At 70.7% G+C, this 23,629-nt stretch carries 23 protein-coding genes and 1 pseudogene; 13 read left to right on the forward strand and 11 right to left on the reverse strand.

The features are described 5' to 3' along the window. Positions 1–79 precede the first annotated feature (79 nt). Positions 80–673, forward strand: a complete 594-nt coding sequence (locus ACTRO_RS01140; RefSeq protein WP_157435628.1) for a hypothetical protein — start codon at positions 80–82, stop codon at positions 671–673. A 22-nt stretch (positions 674–695) separates the two neighbouring features. Here the strand turns inward: ACTRO_RS01140 and ACTRO_RS01145 are convergent, their stop codons facing one another. From ACTRO_RS01145 to ACTRO_RS01155, 3 genes are read right to left on the reverse strand one after another with little or no spacing between them, the layout of a single operon-like run. Beyond that, on the reverse strand, positions 696–1,436 hold the full coding sequence (locus tag ACTRO_RS01145) for a succinate dehydrogenase/fumarate reductase iron-sulfur subunit (RefSeq protein ID WP_034260552.1): 741 nt from the start codon (positions 1,434–1,436) through the stop codon (positions 696–698). Then, the gene (locus tag ACTRO_RS01150) at positions 1,433–3,373 is read right to left on the reverse strand and encodes a fumarate reductase/succinate dehydrogenase flavoprotein subunit (protein ID WP_034260554.1); all 1,941 of its coding nucleotides are present in this window, start codon (positions 3,371–3,373) and stop codon (positions 1,433–1,435) included. Before ACTRO_RS01150 ends, ACTRO_RS01145 begins: the two co-directional genes overlap by 4 nt. 1 nt (position 3,374) lies before the next feature. Next, complete coding sequence (locus ACTRO_RS01155) at positions 3,375–4,082, reverse strand: succinate dehydrogenase cytochrome b subunit (protein ID WP_051452258.1); 708 nt, start codon at positions 4,080–4,082, stop codon at positions 3,375–3,377. Between the two features lie 97 nt (positions 4,083–4,179). On the opposite strand from ACTRO_RS01155, the gene ACTRO_RS01160 reads away from it, so the two are divergent. Continuing rightward, complete coding sequence (locus ACTRO_RS01160) at positions 4,180–5,085, forward strand: LysR family transcriptional regulator (RefSeq protein ID WP_034272470.1); 906 nt, start codon at positions 4,180–4,182, stop codon at positions 5,083–5,085. Here the strand turns inward: ACTRO_RS01160 and ACTRO_RS50180 are convergent. Further along, the gene (locus tag ACTRO_RS50180; protein WP_281177823.1) at positions 5,075–5,203 is read right to left on the reverse strand and encodes a hypothetical protein; all 129 of its coding nucleotides are present in this window, start codon (positions 5,201–5,203) and stop codon (positions 5,075–5,077) included. The genes ACTRO_RS01160 and ACTRO_RS50180 overlap by 11 nt on opposite strands. Positions 5,204–5,450: 247 nt before the next feature. Here ACTRO_RS50180 and ACTRO_RS46625 point away from each other — a divergent pair, with 247 nt between their 5' ends. Together ACTRO_RS46625 and ACTRO_RS50635 are read left to right on the forward strand one after the other, a co-directional pair. After that, positions 5,451–5,615, forward strand: coding sequence for a hypothetical protein (locus tag ACTRO_RS46625; protein ID WP_157435629.1), 165 nt, complete (start codon positions 5,451–5,453; stop codon positions 5,613–5,615). 7 nt (positions 5,616–5,622) lie between these two features. Beyond that, positions 5,623–5,790: pseudogene (locus ACTRO_RS50635) on the forward strand (Clp protease N-terminal domain-containing protein); the annotation flags it as partial. A 105-nt stretch (positions 5,791–5,895) separates the two neighbouring features. Here the strand turns inward: ACTRO_RS50635 and ACTRO_RS48485 are convergent. Beyond that, entirely contained in the window at positions 5,896–6,246 is a 351-nt protein-coding gene (locus ACTRO_RS48485) for an MBL fold metallo-hydrolase (protein ID WP_051450113.1), read from the reverse strand. Positions 6,247–6,404: 158 nt separating this feature from the next. Here ACTRO_RS48485 and ACTRO_RS01170 point away from each other — a divergent pair, with 158 nt between their 5' ends. Both ACTRO_RS01170 and ACTRO_RS01175 read left to right on the forward strand, forming a co-directional pair. Beyond that, positions 6,405–7,559 carry a glycoside hydrolase family 3 N-terminal domain-containing protein gene (locus tag ACTRO_RS01170; protein ID WP_034260558.1) on the forward strand — a complete coding sequence of 385 codons (1,155 nt, stop codon included), beginning with the start codon at positions 6,405–6,407 and terminating at the stop codon, positions 7,557–7,559. A gap of 211 nt (positions 7,560–7,770) precedes the next feature. Beyond that, positions 7,771–9,567: a hypothetical protein gene (locus ACTRO_RS01175; protein WP_034260560.1), complete on the forward strand. Its 1,797-nt coding sequence runs from the start codon at positions 7,771–7,773 to the stop codon at positions 9,565–9,567. A 9-nt stretch (positions 9,568–9,576) separates the two neighbouring features. On the opposite strand, the gene ACTRO_RS01180 is transcribed toward ACTRO_RS01175, so the two are convergent. The 5 genes from ACTRO_RS01180 to ACTRO_RS01200 form a co-directional block, all read right to left on the reverse strand. After that, a complete protein-coding gene (locus ACTRO_RS01180) occupies positions 9,577–11,373 on the reverse strand; it encodes a HEAT repeat domain-containing protein (protein WP_034260562.1) in 1,797 nt (598 codons plus the stop codon). 43 nt (positions 11,374–11,416) lie between these two features. Further along, positions 11,417–13,435: an ArnT family glycosyltransferase gene (locus ACTRO_RS01185; RefSeq protein ID WP_211244033.1), complete on the reverse strand. Its 2,019-nt coding sequence runs from the start codon at positions 13,433–13,435 to the stop codon at positions 11,417–11,419. A gap of 140 nt (positions 13,436–13,575) precedes the next feature. Continuing rightward, positions 13,576–14,253, reverse strand: a complete 678-nt coding sequence (locus ACTRO_RS01190) for a class F sortase (protein WP_051450115.1) — start codon at positions 14,251–14,253, stop codon at positions 13,576–13,578. 146 nt (positions 14,254–14,399) lie between these two features. Then, the gene (locus tag ACTRO_RS01195; RefSeq protein ID WP_034260563.1) at positions 14,400–14,888 is read right to left on the reverse strand and encodes a hypothetical protein; all 489 of its coding nucleotides are present in this window, start codon (positions 14,886–14,888) and stop codon (positions 14,400–14,402) included. 254 nt (positions 14,889–15,142) lie between these two features. After that, the gene (locus ACTRO_RS01200) at positions 15,143–16,774 is read right to left on the reverse strand and encodes an FAD-dependent oxidoreductase (RefSeq protein WP_034260566.1); all 1,632 of its coding nucleotides are present in this window, start codon (positions 16,772–16,774) and stop codon (positions 15,143–15,145) included. 302 nt (positions 16,775–17,076) lie between these two features. Between ACTRO_RS01200 and ACTRO_RS01205 the strand changes: the two genes are divergently transcribed. From ACTRO_RS01205 to ACTRO_RS01235, 7 genes are all read left to right on the forward strand, one after another. Then, a complete protein-coding gene (locus tag ACTRO_RS01205; protein WP_034260568.1) occupies positions 17,077–18,276 on the forward strand; it encodes a SchA/CurD-like domain-containing protein in 1,200 nt (399 codons plus the stop codon). Positions 18,277–18,320: 44 nt separating this feature from the next. Then, positions 18,321–18,758 (forward strand): cupin domain-containing protein, encoded by a 438-nt coding sequence (locus ACTRO_RS01210; RefSeq protein WP_034260570.1) that lies wholly within the window; start codon positions 18,321–18,323, stop codon positions 18,756–18,758. Continuing rightward, positions 18,755–20,023: a beta-ketoacyl-[acyl-carrier-protein] synthase family protein gene (locus ACTRO_RS01215; RefSeq protein ID WP_034260572.1), complete on the forward strand. Its 1,269-nt coding sequence runs from the start codon at positions 18,755–18,757 to the stop codon at positions 20,021–20,023. Before ACTRO_RS01210 ends, ACTRO_RS01215 begins: the two co-directional genes overlap by 4 nt. After that, positions 20,020–21,273: a beta-ketoacyl synthase N-terminal-like domain-containing protein gene (locus tag ACTRO_RS01220; protein ID WP_034260574.1), complete on the forward strand. Its 1,254-nt coding sequence runs from the start codon at positions 20,020–20,022 to the stop codon at positions 21,271–21,273. The genes ACTRO_RS01215 and ACTRO_RS01220 overlap by 4 nt, the downstream gene beginning before the upstream one ends. Before the next feature lie 62 nt (positions 21,274–21,335). Next, the gene (locus ACTRO_RS01225) at positions 21,336–21,593 is read left to right on the forward strand and encodes an acyl carrier protein (RefSeq protein ID WP_034260576.1); all 258 of its coding nucleotides are present in this window, start codon (positions 21,336–21,338) and stop codon (positions 21,591–21,593) included. Position 21,594: 1 nt separating this feature from the next. Then, positions 21,595–22,083 (forward strand): SRPBCC family protein, encoded by a 489-nt coding sequence (locus ACTRO_RS01230; protein WP_034260577.1) that lies wholly within the window; start codon positions 21,595–21,597, stop codon positions 22,081–22,083. A 103-nt stretch (positions 22,084–22,186) separates the two neighbouring features. After that, positions 22,187–22,519 (forward strand): TcmI family type II polyketide cyclase, encoded by a 333-nt coding sequence (locus ACTRO_RS01235; protein WP_034260579.1) that lies wholly within the window; start codon positions 22,187–22,189, stop codon positions 22,517–22,519. Between the two features lie 16 nt (positions 22,520–22,535). Here the strand turns inward: ACTRO_RS01235 and ACTRO_RS01240 are convergent, their stop codons facing one another. After that, positions 22,536–23,585, reverse strand: a complete 1,050-nt coding sequence (locus ACTRO_RS01240) for a methyltransferase (protein WP_034260581.1) — start codon at positions 23,583–23,585, stop codon at positions 22,536–22,538. Positions 23,586–23,629: the final 44 nt, after the last annotated feature.

The raw sequence follows: 23,629 nt of genomic DNA on the forward strand, positions 1-23,629 counted from the left end.
CCGTCGCATCAGTGTTCTCATGGCCGCAATGGTGGTGCTCGCAGGCTGCTCTGGCGGCGGGCGCGTCAGCCACCCCATCGTGAGCGTCAGTCCCTTGCGAATCCTCGTGCCGTCGCCGGGCAGCAGCAAGTCGGCCGAGATCGTGCAGTCGTCGGACACCGTGCTCCGTGCGCACCTGATCACCCTCTCCGACCTGCCCGCCGGCTGGAAGGAGAGCACAAGCGCCGGCACAGACCTCGACGCGAGCTGCAAGGCGATCAGCGATCCAGCCTTCGACGCATTGCCCTTACACGCCGAAGCCGACTTCACCGCGGACTCGGGAAGTATGCCCATCTTGGCTGAGACCCTCGCTTACGGCGGCACAGACGAGGTGGATGCCGCTTGGAAGAAGTACGTGACGCCTGTATCAGCGTGCGAGCATCTCACGATGCGGCTAACTGGACAGACGCATCAAATGGTCCTCGCGCAGACGTCGCTCCCGCGGAGCGGCGACGCGTCCGACGCTCGGCGTGCGCTGAGCACGTCCGGACGCTCTGCGTCGGTCTACCTCGTCCTGATCCGCAGGGGCGACCTGCTGGAGTCGGTCACGTACGCGGCCTGGGGTACGCCGAGCGCAAGCGACGTCCAACGCCTCGTCGAAACGGCCGCCGTGAACACCGCCGAGCTCAGGTGACCCTCGCCCCCGCTCGGCGACCTCACTTCCTGCGGGCCGCCCGCAGGAAGTCGCGGTTGAGCTCGACGATGCTCTGGAACGGGATGCCCTTCGGGCAGGAGGCGACGCACTCGCCGGTGTTCGTGCAGCCGCCGAAGCCCTCGTCGTCCATGGCCGCGACCATGTTCAGCACGCGGGAATCGCGCTCCGGCTGGCCCTGCGGCAGGGAGTTGAGATGCGCGGCCTTGGCACTGGTGAAGAGCATGGCCGAGCCGTTCGGGCACGCGGCGACGCAGGCCCCGCAGCCGATGCAGGTCGCGTTCTCGAAGGACTTGTCGGCGTCCGGCTTCGGCACCGGCGTCGCGTGCGCGTCCGGGGCCGTGCCGGTCGGCGCGGTGATGTAGCCGCCGGCCTGCACGATCCGGTCGAGCGCGGCGCGGTCGACCACGAGGTCCTTGATCACCGGGAACGCGCGCGAGCGCCACGGTTCGACGTCGATGACGTCCCCGTCCTTGAAGCTGCGCATGTGCAGCTGGCAGGTGGTGGTCTGCTCCGGGCCGTGCGGACGGCCGTTGATCACCGTGCTGCACGCGCCGCAGATGCCCTCACGGCAGTCGTGGTCGAAGGCGACCGGTTCCTGACCGCCGAGGATGAGGCGCTCGTTGAGGATGTCGAGCATCTCCAGGAAGGACATGTCCGGGCTGATGCCGTCGACCTCGTAGGGGACCAGCTCGCCGTCCTGCTGCGGACCGGCCTGCCGCCAGATCCGAACCGTGATCTTCACGCGTAGCTCCGTTGAACGGGATGGACGTATTCGAACTCGAGCTCCTCCTGGTGCAGCACCGGGCTCTCGCCGACCCCGGTGTACTCCCAGGCGGAGACGTGCGAGAAGCGCTCGTCGTCGCGCCGCGCCTCGCCGTCAGGGGTCTGGCTCTCCTCGCGGAAGTGGCCGCCGCAGGACTCCTCGCGCACCAGCGCGTCGAGCACCATCAGCTCGGCGAACTCCAGGAAGTCCGCGACCCGGTTGGCCTTCTCCAGCTCCTGGTTGAGCTGCTCGCCGCTGCCCGGCACCAGCACCTCGCGCCAGAACTCCTCGCGCAGCCGCGGGATCCGCTCCAGCGCCTTGCGCAGGCCCGACTCGGTGCGGGCCATGCCGCAGTGGTCCCACAGCAGCGTGCCGAGCTCGCGGTGGAACGAGTCCACGGTGCGGCTGCCCTGGACCGCGAGCAGCCGGGAGAGCCTTTCGGCGACCTCTGATTCGGACCGCAGCACCGCGTCGTGCGCCGGGTCCACCGGCTCGAGCGGGGTGCGGGCCAGGTAGTCGGCGAGGGTGGCCGGCAGCACGAAGTAGCCGTCGGCGAGGCCCTGCATCAGCGCCGAGGCGCCGAGCCGGTTCGCGCCGTGGTCGGAGAAGTTCGCCTCGCCGACCACGTAGAGGCCGGGCACGTTGCTCTGCAGGTCGTAGTCGACCCACAGGCCGCCCATGGTGTAGTGGATCGCCGGGTAGATCCGCATCGGCACCTCGTACGGGTTCTCCGCCGTGATCTGCTGGTACATGTCGAAGAGGTTGCCGTACTTCTCCTCGATCGCAGCCCGGCCCATCCGCGCGATCGCGTCGCGGAAGTCGAGGTACACGCCGAGCCCGCCCGGGCCGACGCCGCGGCCCTCGTCGCACTGGTTCTTCGCCGCGCGGGAGGCGATGTCGCGCGGGACGAGGTTGCCGAAGGACGGGTAGAGCCGCTCGAGGTAGTAGTCGCGCTCGTCCTCGGGGATCTGCTCGGGCGGCCGCGTGTCCGCCTTCGCGGCCGGCACCCAGATGCGGCCGTCGTTGCGCAGCGACTCGCTCATCAGGGTGAGCTTGCCCTGGTGCTCGCCCGTGCGCGGGATGCAGGTCGGGTGGATCTGGGTGAAGCAGGGGTTGGCCAGATAGGCGCCGCGCCGGTGTGCGCGCCAGATCGCCGAGGCGTTGGAACCCTTCGCGTTCGTGCTCAGGTAGAAGACGTTGCCGTAGCCGCCGGTGGCGAGCACGACCGCGTCGGCGAGGTGGGTGCTGACCTCGCCGGTGACCAGGTCGCGGGCGACGATGCCGCGGGCGCGCCCGTCCACCACGATCAGGTCGAGCATCTCGGTGCGGGCGTGCATCTCGACGTTGCCGGCATCGATCTGCCGGGAGAGCGCCTGGTACGCGCCGAGCAGCAGCTGCTGCCCGGTTTGGCCGCGGGCGTAGAAGGTGCGCGAGACCTGCACGCCGCCGAAGGACCGGTTGTCGAGCAGGCCGCCGTACTCGCGGGCGAAGGGCACGCCCTGTGCCACGCACTGGTCGATGATCTGCGTGGAGATCTCGGCCAGCCGGTAGACGTTCGACTCGCGCGAGCGGAAGTCGCCGCCCTTGACGGTGTCGTAGAAGAGCCGGCGCACCGAGTCGCCGTCGTTGCGGTAGTTCTTGGCCGCGTTGATCCCGCCCTGCGCGGCCACCGAGTGGGCGCGGCGCGGGGAGTCCTGGAAGCAGAACTGGACGACGTGGTAGCCCTGCTCGGCCAGCGTCGCGCCGGCCGATCCGCCGGCCAGGCCGGTGCCCACGACGATCACCTTGTGCTTGCGCCGGTTGGCCGGGTTGACCAGCTTGGCGGCGAAGCGGCGTCCGTCCCAGCGTTCTTCGATCGGCCCGGTCGGGGCGGCGGTGTCGCGGATCGGGGAGCCGGTCGTGTATTCGAGGGTCATTTCAACGCACCAGACCTGTCATGACGCCGATGGGAACGGCCAGGAAGCCGAGGGTGATCACCGCGGCGAGCCCGCTGCCGACGTAGCGCAGCGCCAGGTCGCGGCCGCGGCGCCGGCGCAGTCCGAGGGTCTGCGCGGCGCTCCAGAAGCCGTGGTTGACGTGCAGCCCGACCATCAGCACCCCGACGAAGTAGATGAGGTTGATCCACCAGACCTGGAAGTCGGCGGCCACGTTGTGGTACGGCCCGCCCTTGTCGAAGTCCGGGTTGGCCACTCCGACGGTCAGGTCGAGGATGTGCCAGACCAGGAACAGCCCGAGGATCACCCCGCCCCAGCGCATCGTGCGGGTGGCGAAGCTCGCCCGGGCCCGCTGGGCGTGCGCGTAGCGGGTCGGGCGGGCGGCGAGGTCGCGCCGGGAGAGCTGGGCGGCGGCGGTCACGTGCAGCACGAGCGCGACCAGCAGCACCGCGCGAAGGATCCACAGGAACCAGGCGCCGTGCAGCACGGGCTCGCCGATCGTGCGCAGCCAGGCGGCGTAGCCGTCGAAGTCGTGCGGCCCGAAGAAGATCTTGAGGTTGCCGAGCATGTGCGCCAGCAGGAACGCCACCATGATCAGCCCGGTGACCGCCATGACGGCCTTCTTGCCGATGGAGGAGCGCCACAGGGTCTGGGCTCTGGCCGCCTCGGCCGGACGTACGCGGGTGTCGATAGCCACGTCGCCACGGTAAGGCGCGCCTGAGCAGAGGTCAAAGAGATGGATTCTCTCAGATCCATAGGCACTGGCTATGTTGGTCTATGCTGTGTTCATGCAGTTGCAGCAATTGGCGTACTTCCTCGCGGTCGCACAGGAGGGCTCGTTCACTCGGGCGGCCGAGCGCGTGAACGTGGCCCAACCCTCGCTGTCCCAGCAGATCAAGGCGCTCGAGATGGACCTGGGCGCGCAGCTGGTGCACCGCGCCCGCGGCCAGGTGGGGCTGACCGCGGCCGGCGAGACGCTGCTGCCGGTCGCCCGGCGGATGCTCGCCGACGCCGAGACCGCACGTCGCGAGATCCGCGAGCTCGCCGCCCTCGGCCGCGGCCGCGTCCGCCTCGGCGCCACCCCGAGCCTGTGCACCGGACTGCTGCCGGCCGTGCTGGCCGGCTACCGGTCAGCACATCCCGGAGTGGACCTCGTGATCCACGAGAGCGGCTCCCGGGACCTGGAGAAGGCCCTGCTCGAAGGCAGCCTGGATCTGGCGCTGGTGATCGACGCGAGCCTGGGCGACGATCCGGAGCTCGCCACCGTCCCGCTGCTGACGGAGGAGCTCGTGGTCATCTCCCGGCTCGGCGAACCCGGCCCGACGGGGCGGCGTAAGCGGCTGACCGTCGCAGAGCTCGAGGGTGTGCCGCTGGTGATGTTCCGGCCCGGCTACGACCTGCGCGAGACCACCGTGGCCGCCTGCCGCGCCGCGGGCTTCGAGCCGACCTTCGCGATCGAGGGCGGCGAGATGGACGCGGTGCTCGAGTTCGTCCAGGCCGGCCTCGGCGTCGCGGTCGTGCCGAGCACCGTGGTGCGCGGCCGGTTCACCGTGACGGCGATCAGCACGCCCGGCCTGCACCGGACGGTGCTGCTCGCGCGCCGCCGCGGCCTGGAACCGCCGCGCGCCGCGCAGGTGTTCATCGAGGACCTGACCGCGTCCCTGGCGCACGTCCCAGGCGCGCTCACCCGCTGACGCGCACAACGCGGATGAAGCGGCGCCGGGCGAGCCGGTAGACGGGGTTGCGCGGCGTGACCGCCCGAAGCTCCGCGCGCGTCGCCGTGGTGATCACTCGCAGCCCGGACTCGCCCATGACGGACCAGAGCAGGACCTGGCGCGTGGGATCCGGCGGGGCGGCGTCTCGGTCGATTCGGCGAAAAGGCCTTCGGTGTAAAGGATCGAGGGCCCTCGCTTGTGTAGCTCCATCAGCAGATACTGCATGTCGATCGACGGCATGTCAGTGGTCTGACCGGGCAGTTTCCGATGGTCTTGGACGATTCCTGCAAAGCCCTGAGAACCAGGGTTTTGCGAGCCTGTGGGTCGGCCAGGAAAATCGCCGCGTGATCGGTTCCGCGGTCGTGCCGTTTCTCCAGAAGTCTGATCGTCACACCCGCATAGAGCCGATAGCGGCGCGCACCTTCGTCGCCGCGACGAGGCGTCACTTGGCAGAGGTCTGCCGCAAGTCGAGCGGCGAGATCCGTTTCGCGTGCGTTGCGGTCGGCTAAGCTCTCGATCGCCTCCCACCTCGTGCGCACATCACTATCGGCTTGCCGACGTGCCCGGAGACTCGGCCACAACCACGTATGCACCGAGCACATGTAGCTCGGCCTCATCCGCGAGGGCAAAGGCGTCGCGGTCAAGGCACTCGAGTCGGCAGGCGTCTCCCTCGAAGCGGTTCGCCTGATATCGCTGACGCCCCTCAAACCCAGGTCGCGCCGACGAAGCCCAGGTTGGTCGACGACCTCGAACGCGCGATGAACCCGATGCAGGCCACTGTCATTCTCGTCAAGCTCGCGAGGGATTCCTTGGGTCGTACGTGACGTCGCCCTTGATCAGGTCATGGACATACGCCCGATCCTGCTCGATCCGTGCGCGGACCTGATCGGCGCCGGCGACGGAGCCGTGGCCTGGAATGACGATGTCGACGTCGTCGGCCACATCCTCGAGCTGCCCTAGCGCGGCGAGATAGTCCGAGGTCGGGTCGGCGGCGTTCATCATGTCCACCATCGGCACGAAGATGTCGGAAAGCATGTCGCCGACGAGCAGCACGCCGGAGTGGCCCTGAACCACGACGGCGTTGCTCTTGCAGAACCGGCTCTCATGGACCAGCACACCGTCCGCGACTTGCCTGAGCATGAGTTGCTCCCTTCCGCTTGCGCCCGACGCTACCCGTCCCGCCCGTCCAATGGGCCGAAGTGGGGATCGTCCGCGCGCCCTCGAGGCGCGCCTTCCGCAGGTGGCGCGCCCGGCTGTGTAGAACGGCGTCGCACGGCAACTCACAGGAGGATGCACGCATGGTCTACCCGGGCAGCCCGCTCTCCCGCCGCGACGCGCTGGCTGTAGCCGGTGCCTCGCTCGCCGCAGTGGCCGCCCTGCCGGGCGTCGCGCGTGCGGCCGACGCCCAGGACTCGGCGCCGCGGTTCGCGCCCGAGCCGGACGCGGAGCTGACCGTGCGTCACCTCGCGGCGCAGCGGGTGATCTTCTCATATCCCGGCGCCACGGTGCCGCAGTCGCTGCTCGATCTGATCGCGGCCGGCCTGGTCGGCGGCGTCATCCTGTACGGCGAGAACATCTCGAGTCTGCCCCAGATCACCGCGGCCGTCGCGCAGATGCGCGAAGCGAACGCGAGCAGTCCGGTGCGCGCGCCGCTGCTGGTGATGACCGATCAGGAAGGTGGCAAGGTACGTCGTCTGCCCGGCGGCCCGGTGCAGACGGCGAAGCAGATCGGAGCGTCGCCCGACCCCGGGCCCGCCGCCGCGGGCGCCGGCCGCGAAGCCGGGCTGCTGCTGCGGAGCGCCGGGCTGAACGTCAACCTCGCGCCGGTCCTCGACGTGTTCCGCACGCCCGGCGACTTCGAGGACCAGTACCAGCGCTCCTTCAGCATGGATCCGGCCGTGGTGGCGACCTGCGGGACCGCGTTCATCGCCGCGCAGCAGGAGACCGGTGTCGCGGCCACGGCCAAGCACTTCCCCGGACTCGGCCCCGCCAGTGCGAAGCAGAACACCGACAACGGCCCGGTCACTCTCACCACATCGCTGTCCGACCTGCGTTCCATCGACGAGCAGCCGTACATCCCGGCCATCGCCGCGAACCTCGCGCTGGTCATGATGTCGTGGGCCGTCTACACCGCCCTGGACCCGAACTACCCGGCCGGGCTGTCCTCCAAGATCATCCGCCGCGAGCTGCGCGACCGGCTGGGCTTCGAGGGCGTCACCATCAGTGACGCCATCAACGCCGGCGCCCTGGCCGCTTTCGGCACGCCGCCGCAGAACGCGGTCAAGGCCGCCAACGCCGGCATGGACCTGATCCTCGAGTCGACCCGCGACATCTCCCACGGGCAGGCGGTCGTCGACGCGCTCACCGCCGCCCTCGCCGACGGCACGCTGGACGTGCCCGAGTCCGACGCGGCGCTGCGCCGGATCATGAAGCTGCGCCGAGAACTCCAATAGCCGCGGCTCGCGCGCGTCCGGAGGTGGCCGGATGCGCGCATATCGCGGTCCTGCGAAGCCTTGAGCGGCGGGACGCGGTGGTGCGGGCGGCGGCTAGCACAGGGTATTGACGCTGCGTGGACCGAGTGGTTGACTCTCGCCGGGAGAGCGCTCTCCGTGCTCTCGAGGTCCAGCGTGACGCCTTCCCCATCCACCACGTCAGGGAGCGCTGTTGTCTGCCACCCCCACCCGCCGCCACGTCCTGCGCGGCGCCGCCGTAGCCGCTGCTCTGCCGCTGATCGGCGGCCTCGGCACGTCAGCGGCCTTCGCCGCCTCCTCGAACTCCCACGGAGCCGGCGGCCTCGGCCCCAACGTCCTCGTCTTCGACCCCTCCATGGGCGACGCGGCGATCCAGGCTCAGGTCGACGCCGTGTTCGCGATCCAGCAGTCCAACCAGTTCGGCACCGAGCGGTACGCGCTGGCCTTCAAGCCGGGCACCTACAACGTCGACATCAACGTCGGCTTCTACACCCACGTGCTCGGGCTCGGCGACAGCCCCGACGACGTCGTGATCAACGGACACGTCACGGTCGACGCGCAATGGCTCGGCGGCAACGGCACCCAGAACTTCTGGCGTGCGGCCGAGAACCTGTGCATCGTGCCGCCGGACGGCCTCGAGCGCTGGGCAGTCGCGCAGGCGGGCCCGATGCGCCGCGCCCACATCAAGGGCGACATGACCCTGTGGCCCAGCCCTCCCGGCAACCAGTGGTCCAGCGGCGGGTTCCTCGCCGACAGCGTGGTGGATGGGCAGGTCGACTCGGGTTCGCAGCAGCAGTGGCTCTCGCGCAACGACACCTTCGGCAGCTGGACCGGCTCCAACTGGAACATGGTGTTCGTCGGCACCCAGGGCGCTCCGGCCCAGCACTTCCCCAACCCGGCCTGGACCGTGGTCGACCAGAGCCCGGTCGTGCGGGAGAAGCCGTTCCTCACCGTCGGCCGTAACGGCTCCTACAGCGTCTTCGTGCCCGCGGTGCGCCGCAACAGCAGCGGCACCACCTGGTCTTCCGGGCGGGCGCACGGCATCAGCATCCCGCTGTCGCGCTTCCACGTGGCCCAGCCCGGCGATTCCGCCGCTGAGATCAACGAGGCCCTCGCCCGAGGCGAGCACCTCCTGTTCACCCCGGGCGTCTACGCGCTGTCCTCGCCGATCCGCGTGTCGCGTCCGGGCACCGTCGTCCTGGGCCTGGGTCTGACCACCCTGCAGGCCACCCACGGCAACTCGCTGATCGAGGTCGCCGACGTCGGCGGCGTCAGCATCGCGGGCGTGCTGCTCGAGGCGGCCTCCGCCAACTCGCCGGTCCTGCTCCGCGTGGGCCACGGCCGCAGCTACATCCGGCACACTGAGGACCCCACCGCGCTCTTCGACGTCTACGCCCGCATCGGCGGCGCGCTCGCCGGCGGTGCCACCGTCAGCGTGCAGGTCGACAGCAACGACGTGATCTGCGACAACCTGTGGCTCTGGCGCGCCGACCACGGCAACGACGGCACCGTCGGCTGGACGGTCAACCCGGCCGACACCGGCATCATCGTGAACGGCGACCGCGTCGTCGCCTACGGCCTGGCCGTCGAGCACTACCAGAAGTACGAAGTGATCTGGAACGGCAACCACGGCCGCTCGTACTTCTTCCAGAACGAGCACCCGTACGACGTCCCCAGCCAGGACGCCTGGGTCCACGGCAGCACCAACGGCTACGCCGCCTATAAGGTCGCTGATTCCGTGACCGACCACCAGGCGTGGGGATTGGGCAGCTACTGCGTCTTCACCCAAGAGGCGCACGTCTACACCGATCGGGCCTACGAGGTGCCCGACACCCCCGGCGTCGTCTTCACCGACCTGATGATCGTCTGCCTCAACGACGCGAACGGCGGCGGCATCGTGCACTGCATCAACGACTTCGGCGGTCCGGTCGAGAACGGCTTCGGCACGTACAACATGACCAGCTACTCGAACGGCGTCGGAAGCGTCTGACGGGTGATCTCAGGTGGCGCCGCAGAACTCTGCGGCGCCACCTGAGTCGAGGGCCTGCCGGCACAGAGCGAGCAGGTGCTCGTCCAGGCGTACCTCGTCGCTGTCGGTGATACCGGGCGAGCCGGCATGACGGTACGGGGTCTCGAGTTCCGTGCGCAGGACCGGATGGAAGGGCTCTGCTGCCGGGCCGAGATCGCGGATGCATTCGGCGGTCTGGACCCGGGTGTACGGATCGTTCTCCCACGCGGCTTCGAGTGCGGGCAGGGCAGCGGGAAACTCGGCCGGCCCGACGATGCGTATCAGTGCAATGGCACTCTTGACGCGCGCCTGATCGTCGTCGGCCGAAGCCATCAGCTTTCGTAGATGGCCGGTCAACGGCGTGGCCGACGGGCCGATCGCCCCGGCCACGTCCGCTGCGCTGCCCACGACGGTCCGTTCGGCCGGATTCCCTTCGGAGAACCAGTCCGTCTCGCGCAGCCGGGGTTCCAGTAGCGGGAGCAGCTTGTCGGCGTCGTTGCGCAGGAACCAGCATGCTTCGATGGCACGCAGGACCACGTGACCCGGCTGCTCCTCGTCCGCAGCGATTGCGGCCGCGAGGTCGTACGCCGCTGCGGCTGCGGGGCCGAAGGATGCGAGCGTTCTGAGGGTGACCTCGGTGACCAGCCGCTGACGTCCGCGCACCGCGGCGTCGAGCAGGCGCAGTACTTCGGGGGCCGCGTCCACGACGGCGAGGTCGCGCACCGCCGAGAGCAGTCCGAACACTGCGGTGATGGGGCCCGTGCCGAGTTCGTCCGTCTGCGCATGGAGTTGGGCGCGCAGCGTCGGTATGAAGCGGTCGGTGTGTGCGCGGTACCTCACCAGCGCGCTCGAAAGCGGGCGCACACCGGCTTCCTCGGACAGCGCCGCTTCGATGATCGGCAAGACGCGCTCATCACCGAGCCGGGCGAGTATGAGGACCATTTCCCGGAAGTCCTTGCGCACCTTCGCATCCGCGCTGTTCCAGGATTGCGGCCCGAGAGCCGCGACCTGCTCGGCGAGAGCGTCGGCGGCTGGCGCGGCGAGATCGTACTTGTTCTTGAGCGCAAGCAGCGCCATGCGCCTGACCTGCGCCTCGGACGAGGCGAGTCGGCCCCCGACCAGCGTAACAAGGTTCGCATATGACCCGCGCAAGCCGCGCATCAACTCGCCGGCGAGCCGTAGCCCGTCCACGCGACGGACCGGATCAGGGTGCTGAACTTCCTCTTCGATCAGCGCGATACGGGCCGGCACATCCTCGGGCCGGCCCGAATCGAGGCGGGCCAACTGATCGAACGCGGCCAGCCGCACGCCGGAATCCCCGTCGCACTCCATTCGCTGCTGGAGCAACGCGATGACGCGTTCGGTGTCGGCGAGGACGTACCCGACCGTGCGCGCAACGGTGGCGCGCACGGTCGCGTCGTCATCCTCCAGCCAGGAGGCGAAGTCTCCGGCCCGCGCCCGAATCAGCGCATTCGCCTCCTGATACGGTGCCGGCGCGTCAGCTCCGTCCTCGCATGCCGCGCCGATGCCCGCGATCAGCTCGATGGCCTGCCCGCGGCCCGCGTTGCCGGTGTCCGCGACCAGCTCGAACAGGAAAGGCAGGCAGGCCACGGTCGAGTCGTACACAGTGCCCTGATGATGCACAGCCCCGTAGAGCTCCGCCAACGCCGACTCTCGCTCGGCACCGTCGTCCGAAGCGAGCTTCCGCAACATCGAGGGCACGTCCTCGGCCGAGCCGTAGGCGTGCTCCAGCGCTTCCCAGTCGACATCCAGCAGTCCATCGAACACGGCGCCTACTATCGCACCAGAACCCTGAGAGCGAAAAAGGCACTCACGCCGCCTTCGGCTCAGCGCAGTCGTAGAGCATCTGGGCCACCGGTCCCGCCGACCCGCTGTATTGGGCGGAGGGCACCAGACGGCAGGAGGCGCGCACCCAGGCGTCGACCGCCTTGATGGTGGGGCCGCCGCCGACGTTGCCGAACAGGAAGCCGATGTTGAAGGTGCCGGGGACGTCGAGCAGGACGTAGGCGAGCCGCTTGTCCTGCACGTCGGCGCGCACGGCCGCGAGGCTCGGGGCCGGGGCCATCCCGCTGAAGCCGCCCATCGGCAGTACCGCCGCGCCGGCGCCGTCCACGTACGGCTCTGCCGTCAGCCAGTCGTCCGTCGCGAAGGTGTAGGCGGTGTGCGCGTGGCCGTCGACGTAGGCGAGCAGCGCCCGCTGCGCGGCGTTCATGCTGGCGTCCTGGCTGAGGGGGTTTCCGCCGGCCGGCGCGCCCTGCCGGGCGACCGGAGTGCTGCTGCCCGCGGTGAAGCCGAACTGGACTGGTCCTGCGATCGCGTCGAGGGCGTTGCCGCTGTACGACGTGTTCACCGTGGCGGCGGCCCACGCGAGCGGGGTGGCGAGCATGGCCGTGGCGCCGAGGATCGCGGCCAGGCGGATCGGCCGGTCTGTCGGGGCCGAGGAGCGGTTCAACGCCCCGATGGCCACGAGCGACAGCGAGAGCACCGCCAAAGCCATCACGAGGGGTGTGAGCCAGGGCAGGAAGTGCGCGTACTGGTGTGCCAGGTACGCGGTCCACAGCGCTTCGGCGAGCACGGCGACCGGGAGAAGCCACGTGCGCCAGTACAGGACGACGCCTGCTGCCGACAGCGCGCAGATCGGCGGGGCGAGCAGCGAGAGGTAGGCCATGTGGGGGACGGCCATCACGCTCAGCACGAGCGCGCCGGTGACGAACCAGATGCCCCAGAAGACGAATCCGCCGCGCACGGCGTTGGTGCGCGAGGCCCGCCGCGTCCACCAGAGCCCGGCGCCGAGCGCGAGCAGGGCCAGCGGGTAGAGCCAACCGACCTCGGGCGCGAATTCCGGGCCGAGAAGTTTGGTCCAGCCGTCGGCGCCGAACGACTGAGACTGAGTCGGGCTGGAGGACACGCCGAGCTGCTTGAGCGCGTGATGCAGGTTGCTACCGCTCGCCGTGCCGAGAGCACCCGGCACGTGGATCCCCAGCCGTGACACGCCGTTGTAGCCGAAGACCATCGAGAAGGCGTTGTTGTTGTTCGTTCCGTCGATGTAAGGACGATCGGCGGCGGGGGTGAACGTGTAGAGCAGCAGCCAGGAGAGCGAGGTCAGGACCATGGCCAGCCCGGCGATCGCCGCGTGGGCCAGGCGCCGGGCGCGCGGCAGCGGCGCCGTGGCCAGGTATCCCACGGCCAGCGCGGGCAGGATGACCCAGGCCTCGAGCATCTTGGCCTGGAAGCCGACCCCGACCCAGACTCCGGCGAACACCAGCGAGCGGAGTCTGCCGCGGGTGACCGCGTACTGATAGCGGTCTGCGGCGAGCACCAGGCACAGCGTCAGCGCGCCGTCTTCCATCGAGTGCTCGAACATGGACGCCACCACGGGCGTGAACGCGAGCAGCAGCGCGCCGAGCAGGGCGGCGTCGCGGCTGCCGGTCCAGCGCCGCACCGCGCTGTGGAACACGAGCACCGCGGCGACGCCCTCGAGCATCTGCGGGAGCGCGAGCGACCACGCGTGGAAGCCGAAGACGCGTGCGGACAGGGCCTGCGGCACGAACGAGCCGGCGAGCTTGTCCATCGTCAGCGTCGAGAGGGGATCGAGGGCGCCGTAGAACATGGCCTTCCAGCTCATGGACATGCTGCGCACGGCCATCGAGTAGAACGGCGGGTATCCGGCGGCGGAGAGGTTCCAGGCGTAGAGCGCCGCGGTCAGTGCACAGAGCGCGAGCAGTGCCGCGATGCGCCACCGCCGCGCGAACACGTCGGCCGCCGGGCGGTCTCCCGCCTCGGCGGCCGGCTCGGGCGCGCTCGGCACCGTGCTGGTCGTAGTCGTCACGCGTCCATCCTGGCCGAAATGGGATGGCATGGCCCTGAGCTCAGGGGCGGAGTACGCCAGGGTGCCGCGAATCCACCTGCGTGGCGGAGATTTCGCGTATGGGCTGATCAGCCTACGGTCAGATTGATCACTGGGTTATGTCAACTAGCGTTGTGCGGAAAAACGCGCTTGGCGGTCATGTGGGCGTAGACGATCGTGTTGCCGAGGTATTCCTTGGTCTTCGGGTCGAAGTCGCCGCCGCAGGTGATCAGGCGCAGCCCGGGGTAGGGCGTGGCCGCGTACACCTTGTCGGTCGGGAAATCCGCCTTGAGCGCGTCCTGGACCTCGTCGACGATGAAGACGGCGACGCTGTGGTCCGAACGCGTGACGTCGATCTCCATGCCGGGCTTGGCCAGGCCGAGGTAGTAGAACGCGCCGCGGTAATCCGCCATCAGCGACGAGTCCACGTGCGCGTCGATGATCGACGCGCCCACCTGGCCCGGCGTCGGGCTGCCGTTGTACCAGGCGGCCACCTTGGCGTTGCTCAGCGGCGGCGTGCCGACGGTGTCGTCCTTGTTGACGCCGACGGTGATGATGTCGGCGTGCACGTTCACGGCGTCGATGTCGATGTGGGTCGGCACGGAGCGGCCCAGCGTCGGGAGCGGCACGACGGGCTTGACGGCGGCCGGGGCCAGGCTGCCCAGGACGGTCGCCTTGGGCTGCGGCGGCCCGGACGCGGCGCTCGCGTGGTCGAGCTTGAAGAACGCCGCGACGGCGAGGACCGCCGCGGCCACGTAGAGCAGTTTGTTGCCGCGGACGTCGCCGTCCTTGTGCGCCATCGGGATCTCCCGGCCTTCGGTCGTCTCGTTCGGGTCGTGCTGTGGTGCGAGGAGCGTCAGGGGGTCGGCGGGCGCGCCCCGGCACGGGGTGACCGTGCCCGGGCGCGAGCCGTCAGGGGCGGGACGGGGGTGCCGCCCTCGCCTCTCTAGCGCTCGGTCTTGGCCTTGCGGCGGGTGGCCACCACACCGAGGGCCAGCGCGCCGCCCAGCAGGGCCAGGCCGGCGGTGTCGGTGCCGCCGCCGAGGAGGGAGGCGCCGTCACCGGTGTGGGCCGCGCCCTTGGGCGAGACGACCAGGGTCTGCATGTCCGCGGCGGAGGTCTTGCCGCTCGCGCAGGTGATCGAGACGGTGTACGAGCCGGGGGTGTCCACCGACATGCCCCTGCCGGACAGACCCTTGAAGCCGGCGCTGCGGGTCAGCGTGATCGCGCCCTTGAAGCCGTCGGACTTGGCCACCGCCGAGGCGTCGGTGCTCGGGCAGAACGAGTCGGTGAAGCCGTCGGTGATCCAGATGCTGCTGCCCGGGGCGACGGGCGGCGGGTTGGTGCCGGGGTCGGCGGCGGCGAACGCCGGGCTCGCGGCGGCGACCAGCGTACCGGTGACGAAGGTGAGGGCGGCGATACGGGAGGCCAGCATGGTGATGGGGTTCCTCTTCTCTTAGAGCCTGCCGTCGCGGTACTCCGCGCGGCCGAGGCGGGTCGAGAAGCTGTTTCCCGAACTTTCTGACTAGTCATCAGAAGATGCGCTGAATGACTGACGGAGTATCAGATAGTTTCACTCGCCTGGGCGCGCGCAGAGCGTCGGACCGCGTGCCACGCCCGGAAAACGCGGCGGCGGGCGGAGGGCCGAAGCCGTCCGCCCGCCGCCGCGAGCACCGTCGAGGGGGAGTGTCAGCGAAGGCTGAGAACCTTCTCCAGCGCCTCCGCCAGGACCCGGCCGGGCTCGGCCGAGGAGCCGTGCGACCGCCAGGCCACGAAGCCGTCCGGACGCACTAGGACCGCGCCGTCGGCGGCCACGCCGTGCAGCTGCGCCCAGTCGGCGTCCTCGGCCTCGGGGACCAGGTCGTCGCCGCTGCCGGGACCGACCCGGTAGCAGTCCAGCGGGACGCCCGCCGCGGCCGCCAGGCGCAGGCCGGCCGCATGCCAGTCGCCGCCCTCGGGCCCGGTCAGCAGCACCGGGTTCTTCTCGTACAGGTCGAGGGTGGAGACCCGGACGCCCTGGCGCAGCAGCCACATGTGCGGCGCGCGACGTCCGGGCTCGGCACTGGGCCGGAAGTCCTGTGGGACGGCCTCCGCGTCCTTGGGGGCGCCGCAGACCGCGCTGGAGGCGTAGCGGTAGCCGAACACGATGGCGAGCATGCCGGGCTGCCGGCCGGTGCCCGGGCTGACCTCGTACCCGGGGTGCTGATGCTCCGCCGAGCGGGCCGAGGCGCGCTCCGCGGTCGCCAGCGCGACGGGCCTGCGCTCGGCCTCGTAGGTGCGCAGCAGCGCCGGGCCGGCCCAGCCCTCCAGCACCGCGGCGAGCTTCCAGGCGAGGTTGTGGGCGTCCTGGATGCCGGTGTTCGAACCGAACGCGCCGGTGGGGGACATCTCGTGGGCCGAGTCCCCGACGAGGAAGACCCGGTCGGTGCCGTAGCGCTCGGCGATCCGCTCCGCCGCGTGCCACGGCGCCTTGCCGGTGATCTCGACCTCCAGGTCCGGCACGCCGGTGGCGGTGCGGATCAGCTCCGCACAGCGCTCGTCGGTGAAGTCCTCGAGGGTCTCGCCGTCGTTCGGCCGCCACGGCGCGTGGAACACCCAGTTCTCCTGGTTGTCGACCGGCAGCAGCGCGCCCTCGCTCTGCGGGTTCGTCAGATAGCAGACGATGAACCGCCGATCGCCCACGACGTCGGCGAGCTGCTTGGCCTTGAAGGTCACGCTGACGTTGTGGAACAGGTCGCCCTTGCCGGTGTGGCCGATGCCGAGCCGCTCCCGGACCGGGCTGCGCGGCCCGTCCGCGGCGACCAGGTAGTCCGCCTCGACCGTCCGGGTCTGCCCGGTCTCCCGGATCCGGATCTGCGCGGTCACGCCCTGCCCGTGCTCCTCGAAGGAGACCAGCTCGGTCCCGAAGTGGATGTCCGCGCCCTGCACCAGGGCGGCGTCGAGCAGCACCGGCTCCAGGTCGTTCTGGCTGCACAGGCACCAGCCCGACGGGCTCAGCCGGGAGAGTGCGCCGCCCGGGTCGATCTGGCGGAAGAGCCACTCCTGATCGGGCCCGGTCAGCGAGCCCGCCTGCAGGATTCCGTGGTTCTCGGCCAGAACTGACGCCGCGTCACGGATCAGTTGCTCCACTCCGGCGCCCCGGTAGAGCTCCATCGTGCGCACGTTGTTGCCGCGCCCGCGGGGATGATGCGAGGTCCCGGCGTGCCGCTCCACCAGCAGGTGCTCGATGCCGAGCCGGCCGAGGAACAACGAGGCGGACAGCCCCACCAGGGAACCGCCCACGATCAGGACGGGAACACGCTCTGCTTCCTTCGATGCCATGGACCTCTCCAAGCCGGTGGTCAGGGGGTTCGCGGCTGCCGCGCTCGGCCGTCGCCCCCCGGCCGTCCGAGCGCGTCTCCGCCTGCACCGTGCATTCCCCGCAGAGCCCTGCTTGAGCCGATCCTCACTCATCTGGCTCACGCAACGCGCATCCGTGATGCCGTCAGGTGAGCATCGAGTTCAGATGATCCAGTACGTCGAAACCCACGGCCTCGGCTCGGATCGCCGGAATCGCGGGGCCGTGAGGCGCGGCGATCCCGCCGCCGCGCCGCCGGACCGCCGCTCGAGAGGAAGAAGCGACCTTGTCGACCGTGTACGAGACCCAGACCCAGACCCCCGGCCCGGACGCCGCGACCTCGCGGCTGCGGGTGGTGCTGCTGCTCGACGTCCTGGACGGGCACGAGCAGAAGTTCCTCGCCGCCTACGACCAGATCCGGCTGCAGGTGGCCGATGTGGCCGGTCATATCAGCGACCAGCTGTGCCAGTCCCTCGGCAACGCCTCGCAGTGGCTGATCACCAGCGAGTGGGAGAGCGCCGAGCCCTTCCTGAACTGGGTCGAGAGCGAAGAGCACCGCGCCGTGGTCGAACCGCTGCACGTCTGTGTGAGCGAGACCCGCTCGCTGCGGTTCCTGATCGCCCGGGAGACCCCCGAGGGCGGCGCGACCGCGCTGCGCGGCACCGTCCCGGCGCCCGCCGCGCCCGCCACCGTCCCCACCCGGTCGATGACGGGCGATCGGCCGCCGGCCGGCGGGACCGATCCCATCCCGGTACCGCCGCTCTCCCGCGGCGGCGTCGTCCGGCACGCCCTGACCTTCACGGTCAAGCCCGGAAGCGAGCAGGCCGTGGCCGGCTTCCTGGCCGACTACCGGTCGCCGCAGGCGCGCGTCGACGACACCACCCGGCTGCGGCGCACCTCGCTGTTCATGCGCGGCAACCGGGTCGTGCGGGCCGTCGAGGTGGAGGGCGACCTGGGCAACGCCCTGCGCCACGTCGCGGTCCAGCCCGAGATCAGGGCGGTCGAGCAGGCGATCAACCCCTACCTGGAGGAGGCGCGCGACCTGGACGACCCGTCGTCCGCGCGCGCGTTCTTCGCCCGGGCCGCGCTGCCCGCCGTGCAGCACGTCGGCAAGTCGGCCGACGGGGTCGATGGCGCGGTCCGCCACGCCTACCTCTATCCGGTGCGCCCGGGCTGCGGAGCCGAGGTCGCGCGGCTGCTCGCCGAACACGACGAAGCGGCGGTCGCCGATCCCGGACGCGCTCTGATCGGGACCACGATGTTCCTGCGCGACGACACGCTCGTCCGGCTGGTCGATCTGAACTGCGCTCAGCACGAGGCGGTCGAATCGGCCGCGGGCTTCGGGCTTGGCGCCGCGGCCGAGGAGCTGTCCCGGCAGCTGGATCCGGAGGCGGGCACCGACCTGCGGTCGCTGCCCGGGATCGAGCGCTTCCTCGAGGGCTGCCGCATGGATCCGGTCACCGACCGCCGGGCGCAGGACGCCTGAGCCGCCGTCACGACGCCACCCTTCCCCAGCCAATGGAGAGATCAATGACCGCTCAGCCATCAGTGCGCATCGTGGACCTCGACGAGACGGAACCGAACCGCAGGCGCGGCGGCGACCTGCGGGCCATCCTCACACCCAAGACCGTGGGGGCCACCAGCGGGTTCATGGGCCTCGCCCTGATCCCGCCGGGGGAGCGGATCGCCGAGCACTACCACCCCTACTCCGAGGAGTTCGTCTTCCTCGTCTGCGGCGACGTCGAGGTGGACCTCGACGGGGTCGCCCACAAGCTGCGCCCGGACCAGGGCCTGATGGTGCCGATCAACATGCGCCACCGCTTCCGCAACGTCGGGGACACCGAGGCCCGGATGGTCTTCCACCTCGGTCCGCTGGCGCCGCGTCCCGAGCTCGGCCACGTCGACACCGAGGACGCGGCCGGCGCCGAGCCGGCCGGACCGCCCGACCTGGCGGGAGCACGGCGGTGAACCGGCGGGTGGCCGTCACCGGCCTGGGCGCGGTGGCCCCCGGCGGCGTCGGCATCACCGCCTTCTGGGACCTGCTGACCTCGGGCCGGACCGCGACCCGCGGGATCACGCTGTTCGACCCCGCGGGCTTCCGCTCCCGAATAGCCGCCGAGTGCGACTTCGACGGCCTGGCCTGCGGACTCGACCCGGTCCGCGCCGAGCGCGCGGACCGGTACGTACAGTTCGCCCTCGTCGCCGCCGCCGAAGCGGTCCGGGACTCCGGCATCGAGCTCGCGCGCGAGGACCCCTGGCGGCTCGGCGTCTCCCTCGGCACGGCCGTCGGCGGCACCACCCGGCTGGAGCGGGACTACGTGGCCGTCAGCGCGGCCGGCAGCCGCTGGGACGTGGACCACCGCGAGGCCGCGCCGCATCTGCACCGCGCGTTCTCACCCAGCGTCCTGGCCTCCGAGGTGGCCGAGGACCTGTGCGCCCGCGGACCGGTCGAGACGGTCTCGACCGGCTGCACCTCCGGTCTGGACGCCGTCGGCTACGCCTTCCAGCTGATCTCCGAGGGCAAGGCCGAGGTCATCGTGGCCGGCGCTTCGGAATCGCCGATATCCCCGATCACCGTGGCCTGCTTCGACGCCATCAAGGCGACCTCGGCCCGCAACGACGACCCGGAGCACGCCTCGCGCCCCTTCGACGCGGAACGCGACGGGTTCGTGCTCGGCGAGGGCGCCGGGGTGCTCGTGCTCGAGGAGTGGGAGCACGCCCGCGCCCGGGGCGCCCGGATCTACTGCGAGATCGGCGGTTTCGCGACGCGCGGCAACGCGTACCACATGACGGGGCTGACGACGGAGGGGCTGGAGATGTCCGAGTCCATCGACCGCGCGCTGGAACAGGCGCGGATCGACCCGTCAGAGGTCGACTACGTCAACGCGCACGGCTCGGGCACCAAGCAGAACGACCGGCACGAGACGGCGGCGGTCAAGCGCTCGCTGGGCGGGCGCGCCTACGAGATACCGATGAGCTCGATCAAGTCGATGATCGGGCACTCCCTCGGCGCGATCGGCGCCGTCGAACTCGTCGCCTGCGCCCTGGCGATGGCGAACGGCGTGGTGCCGCCGACCGCCAACTATCAGACCCCTGATCCGGAATGCGACCTCGACTACGTGCCGCGGACCGCGCGGGCCTGCCGGCTGCGCACCGTCCTGTCGGTCGGCAGCGGGTTCGGCGGCTTCCAATCGGCGGTGGTCCTCGCCGACGCCGATCGGAGGCTACGGTGAAGCGCAAGACGGATCCGCCCGCCCGCCCGGCCGTGGTGACCGGCCTGGGCGTGATCGCGCCCAACGGCATCGGCACCGAGCGGTTCTGGAAGGCGCTTCTCGGCGGCGCCTGCGTGCTCGGCCCGGTGACCCGCGAGGGCTGCACCGATCTGCCGCTGCGGGTCGCCGGCGAAGTCGAGGGCTTCGACGCGCAAGCCCTGATCGAGAGCCGCTATCTGGTCCAGACCGACCGCTTCACCCACTTCGCGATGGCCGCGGCCGACCTCGCCCTGGAGGACGCCCGGCTGCAGGCCGACCCGGAGAACCCGTACGCCATCGGGGTGGCGACGGCCGCTGGCTCCGGCGGCGGCGAGTTCGGGCAGGGCGAGCTGCAGCGGCTGTGGGGCGAGGGACCGCAGTTCGTCGGGCCCTACCAGTCGATCGCCTGGTTCTACGCCGCCAGCACCGGCCAGCTCTCCATCCGCGGCGGCTTCCGCGGGCCGTGCGCCGTGCTCGTCAACGACGAGGCGGGCGGACTCGACGTCTTCGGGCACGCCTGCCGGGCCATCCGGCAGGGTACTGACGCCGTCCTCACCGGCGCCACCGAGGCGCCGCTGGCCCCGTATTCGGTGGTCTGCCAGCTCGGCTACCCCGAGCTCAGCCTCGCCGAGGACCCGCAACGGGCCTACCTCCCGTTCACCGGGGACGCCTGCGGTTTCTCGCCGGCCGAGGGCGGCGCGATGCTCACGCTGGAGTCCGAGCACGCCGCCCGCGCCCGCGGCGCGGAGATCCGGGCCGAGGTCGCCGGGCACGCCGCCACTTTCAGCGGCACCCGGGACTGGGAGCAGTCCCGATCCGGGCTGGCCCGGGCGATCCAGGGCGCGCTGGACGAGGCGGGCGCCTCGCCCGAGGAGGTCGACGTAGTTTTCGCCGACGCCCTGGGCGTGCCGGCCGCGGACCGGGCCGAAGCGCTCGCGCTGCACGACGCCCTCGGCGCCCGGGCCGCGCAGGTCCCGGTGACGGCGCCCAAGACCGGCTTCGGACGGGCGTACTCGGCCGCCTCGACGCTGGATGTGGCCGCGGCCGTGCTCGCCCTCGAACACGGCGTGATCCCGGCCACGCCCAACATCACCACGGCCGAGCACGACCTCGACCTGGTGACCGGCAGCGCGCGCAGCTCGCCGATCCGCACCGCCCTGGTCCTGAGCCGGGGCCTGATGGGCCACAACTCGGCCCTGGTGCTGCGCCGCGCCGGCGGCTACCGGCTCTGACCGGCTACGACCGGCACGGCACCCGTCCGGAGTTCCCCACTTCCGCTAAGGAGAGACCTGTGATGAACGGCCCCATGACCTATGAAGATCTCGCCTCCCTGATGAAGAGCCGCGCGGGCACGCCGGTCGCGCCCGAGGACCTGGCCGACCGGCCGGAGTCGGCCTTCGGCGAGTTCGGGCTCGACTCGCTCGGCCTGCTCGGGGTGATCTCCGAGCTGGAGAACCGCTACGGCTGCTCCATCGACGGCGAACCCTCGGCGCACAAGTCCCCGGGCGCCCTGCTGGCGCTCGTCAACGACCGCATCACCGCGGGAGCCTGACATGCCCGGACACACCGACAACACGATCGTCATCGCGGCCCCGCTCGACCTCACCTGGGATCTGACCAACGACCTCGAGCGGTGGCCGGAGCTCTTCAGCGAGTACGCCTCGGTCGAGGTGCTCGACCGGCAGGGAGACAAGGTCACTTTCCGGCTCACGATGCACCCGGACGAGAACGGGCAGGTGTGGACCTGGGTGTCCGAGCGGGAGGCGGATCGCAGTGCCCTGACGGTGCGGGCCCGCCGGGTGGAGACCGGGCCGTTCGAGCACATGGACATCGCCTGGCACTACCAGCAGGTGCCGGAAGGCACGCAGATGCAGTGGGTGCAGGACTTCGCGATGAAGCCCACCGCCCCGGTGGACGACGAGAAGATGACCGCCCACATCAACCGCAACTCCCGGATCCAGATGGAGCTGATCCGGGACAAGGTCGAAGCCGCGCACGTCCGGGCCGCCCAGAAGCCGGCGCCCGCGCGCGTGTCCGGCTGAGCGCGCTGCCTCTTGCCGCAGCCGTGCTGCCGTCCCGCCGAGCCGACCGGGCCACCTCAGGCCGGTCGGCTCGGCGGTCCCTTCGTGAGGAAAGGACCCATCCATGCACCGCGCTTTGATCGTCGCCCGGATGAAGCCGGACTCGGCCCCGGACATCGCCGACGCCTTCGCCGACTCCGACCGCGGCGAGCTGCCCGCCCTCGTCGGCGTGACCAGCCGCAGCCTGTTCCAGTTCGGCGACCTGTACCTGCACCTGATCGAGGCCGAGCGGCCGCCCGGCCCGGAGGTGGCCAAGGCGAAGGACCACCCGGACTTCCGGGCCGTCAGCCAGCAGCTGGCCGCCTACGTCTCCGCGTACGACCCGGCGACCTGGCAGGAACCTAAAGACGCGATGGCCCGCGAGTTCTACCGCTGGGACCGCGCGATCAAGATCTGACGGCCCGTCCGGGCGGTCACACCGTGCTGTCGAAGGCGTGCAGGTACGGGTTGACCGGCCGGACGTCCTTGATGCGCAGGCCCGCCTCGGTCATCAGGGCGGCCAGGCTCGCCTTGGTGTGCTTCGCGCCGCCGACGTTCATCAGCAGCATCAGGTCCATGGCGGTGGTGAACCTCATCGACTGGCTCTCGTCCACGAGGTTCTCGATCGCCAGGACCCTGGTGCCGGGGCGGGCCGCCTCGACGATGTTGCGCAGGGTTCTGCGGGTGCTCTCGTCGTCCCACTCCAGGACGTTCTTGATGATGTAGAGGTCTGCCTCGACCGGAATGGCGGTGCGGCAGTCCCCTGCGATGATCTCGGCGCGAGCGGAGAGCGCACCGCCCTCGCGCAGGCGGGGGTCGGCGTTCGCCACCACGGCGGGGAGGTCGAGCAACGTGCCGCGCAGCTGCGGATGCCGCTCCAGCAGGGCGGCCAGGACGTGGCCCTGGCCGCCGCCGATGTCGACCACGGAGGCGGCCCCCGCGAGGTCGACGAAGGCCGCGACGTCGTTGGCCGACTGCCGGCTCGACTGCGTCATGGCCTTGTCGAACACGCGGGCGGACTCGCCGGCGCCGTCGTGCAGGTACGCGAAGAACTCCTTGCCGAACACCTCGGGGAACACACTCCGGCCGGAACGCACGGCGTCGGCCAGGTGCGGCCAGGCCTCCCACGTCCACGGCTCGGTGCACCACAGGGCGATGTAGCGGAGGCTGTCGGGCGAGTCCTCCTGGAGCAGCCGGGACATCTCGGTGTGCCCGAACCGGCCGCTCCCGTCCTCAGTGAAGACGCCGTAGCAGGTCAGGGCTCGGAGAAGTCGGGTCAGCGGCTCGCTCGGCACGCCGACGGCCGCGGCCAGTTCGTCCGCCGTGGCCGGCTTGTCGCCGAGATGGTCGGCGATGCGCAGCTCGGCGGCCGCGCGCACCGCAGCGGCGCAGGCCGCGCCGAAGACGAGCTCGCGCATGCGCATCGAGACGTTCTCGCGCGTGGGCGTGGAGACCGAAGGGTTGGCGGGGGAAGTCGTGGTCATGTTGGCGCCGGTTTCCTCATCGATGGGGTGCCGATGGACGGGGT

The sequence above is a fragment of the Actinospica robiniae DSM 44927 genome, from assembly GCF_000504285.1.
GTDB classification, from domain to species: Bacteria; Actinomycetota; Actinomycetes; order Streptomycetales; family Catenulisporaceae; genus Actinospica; species Actinospica robiniae.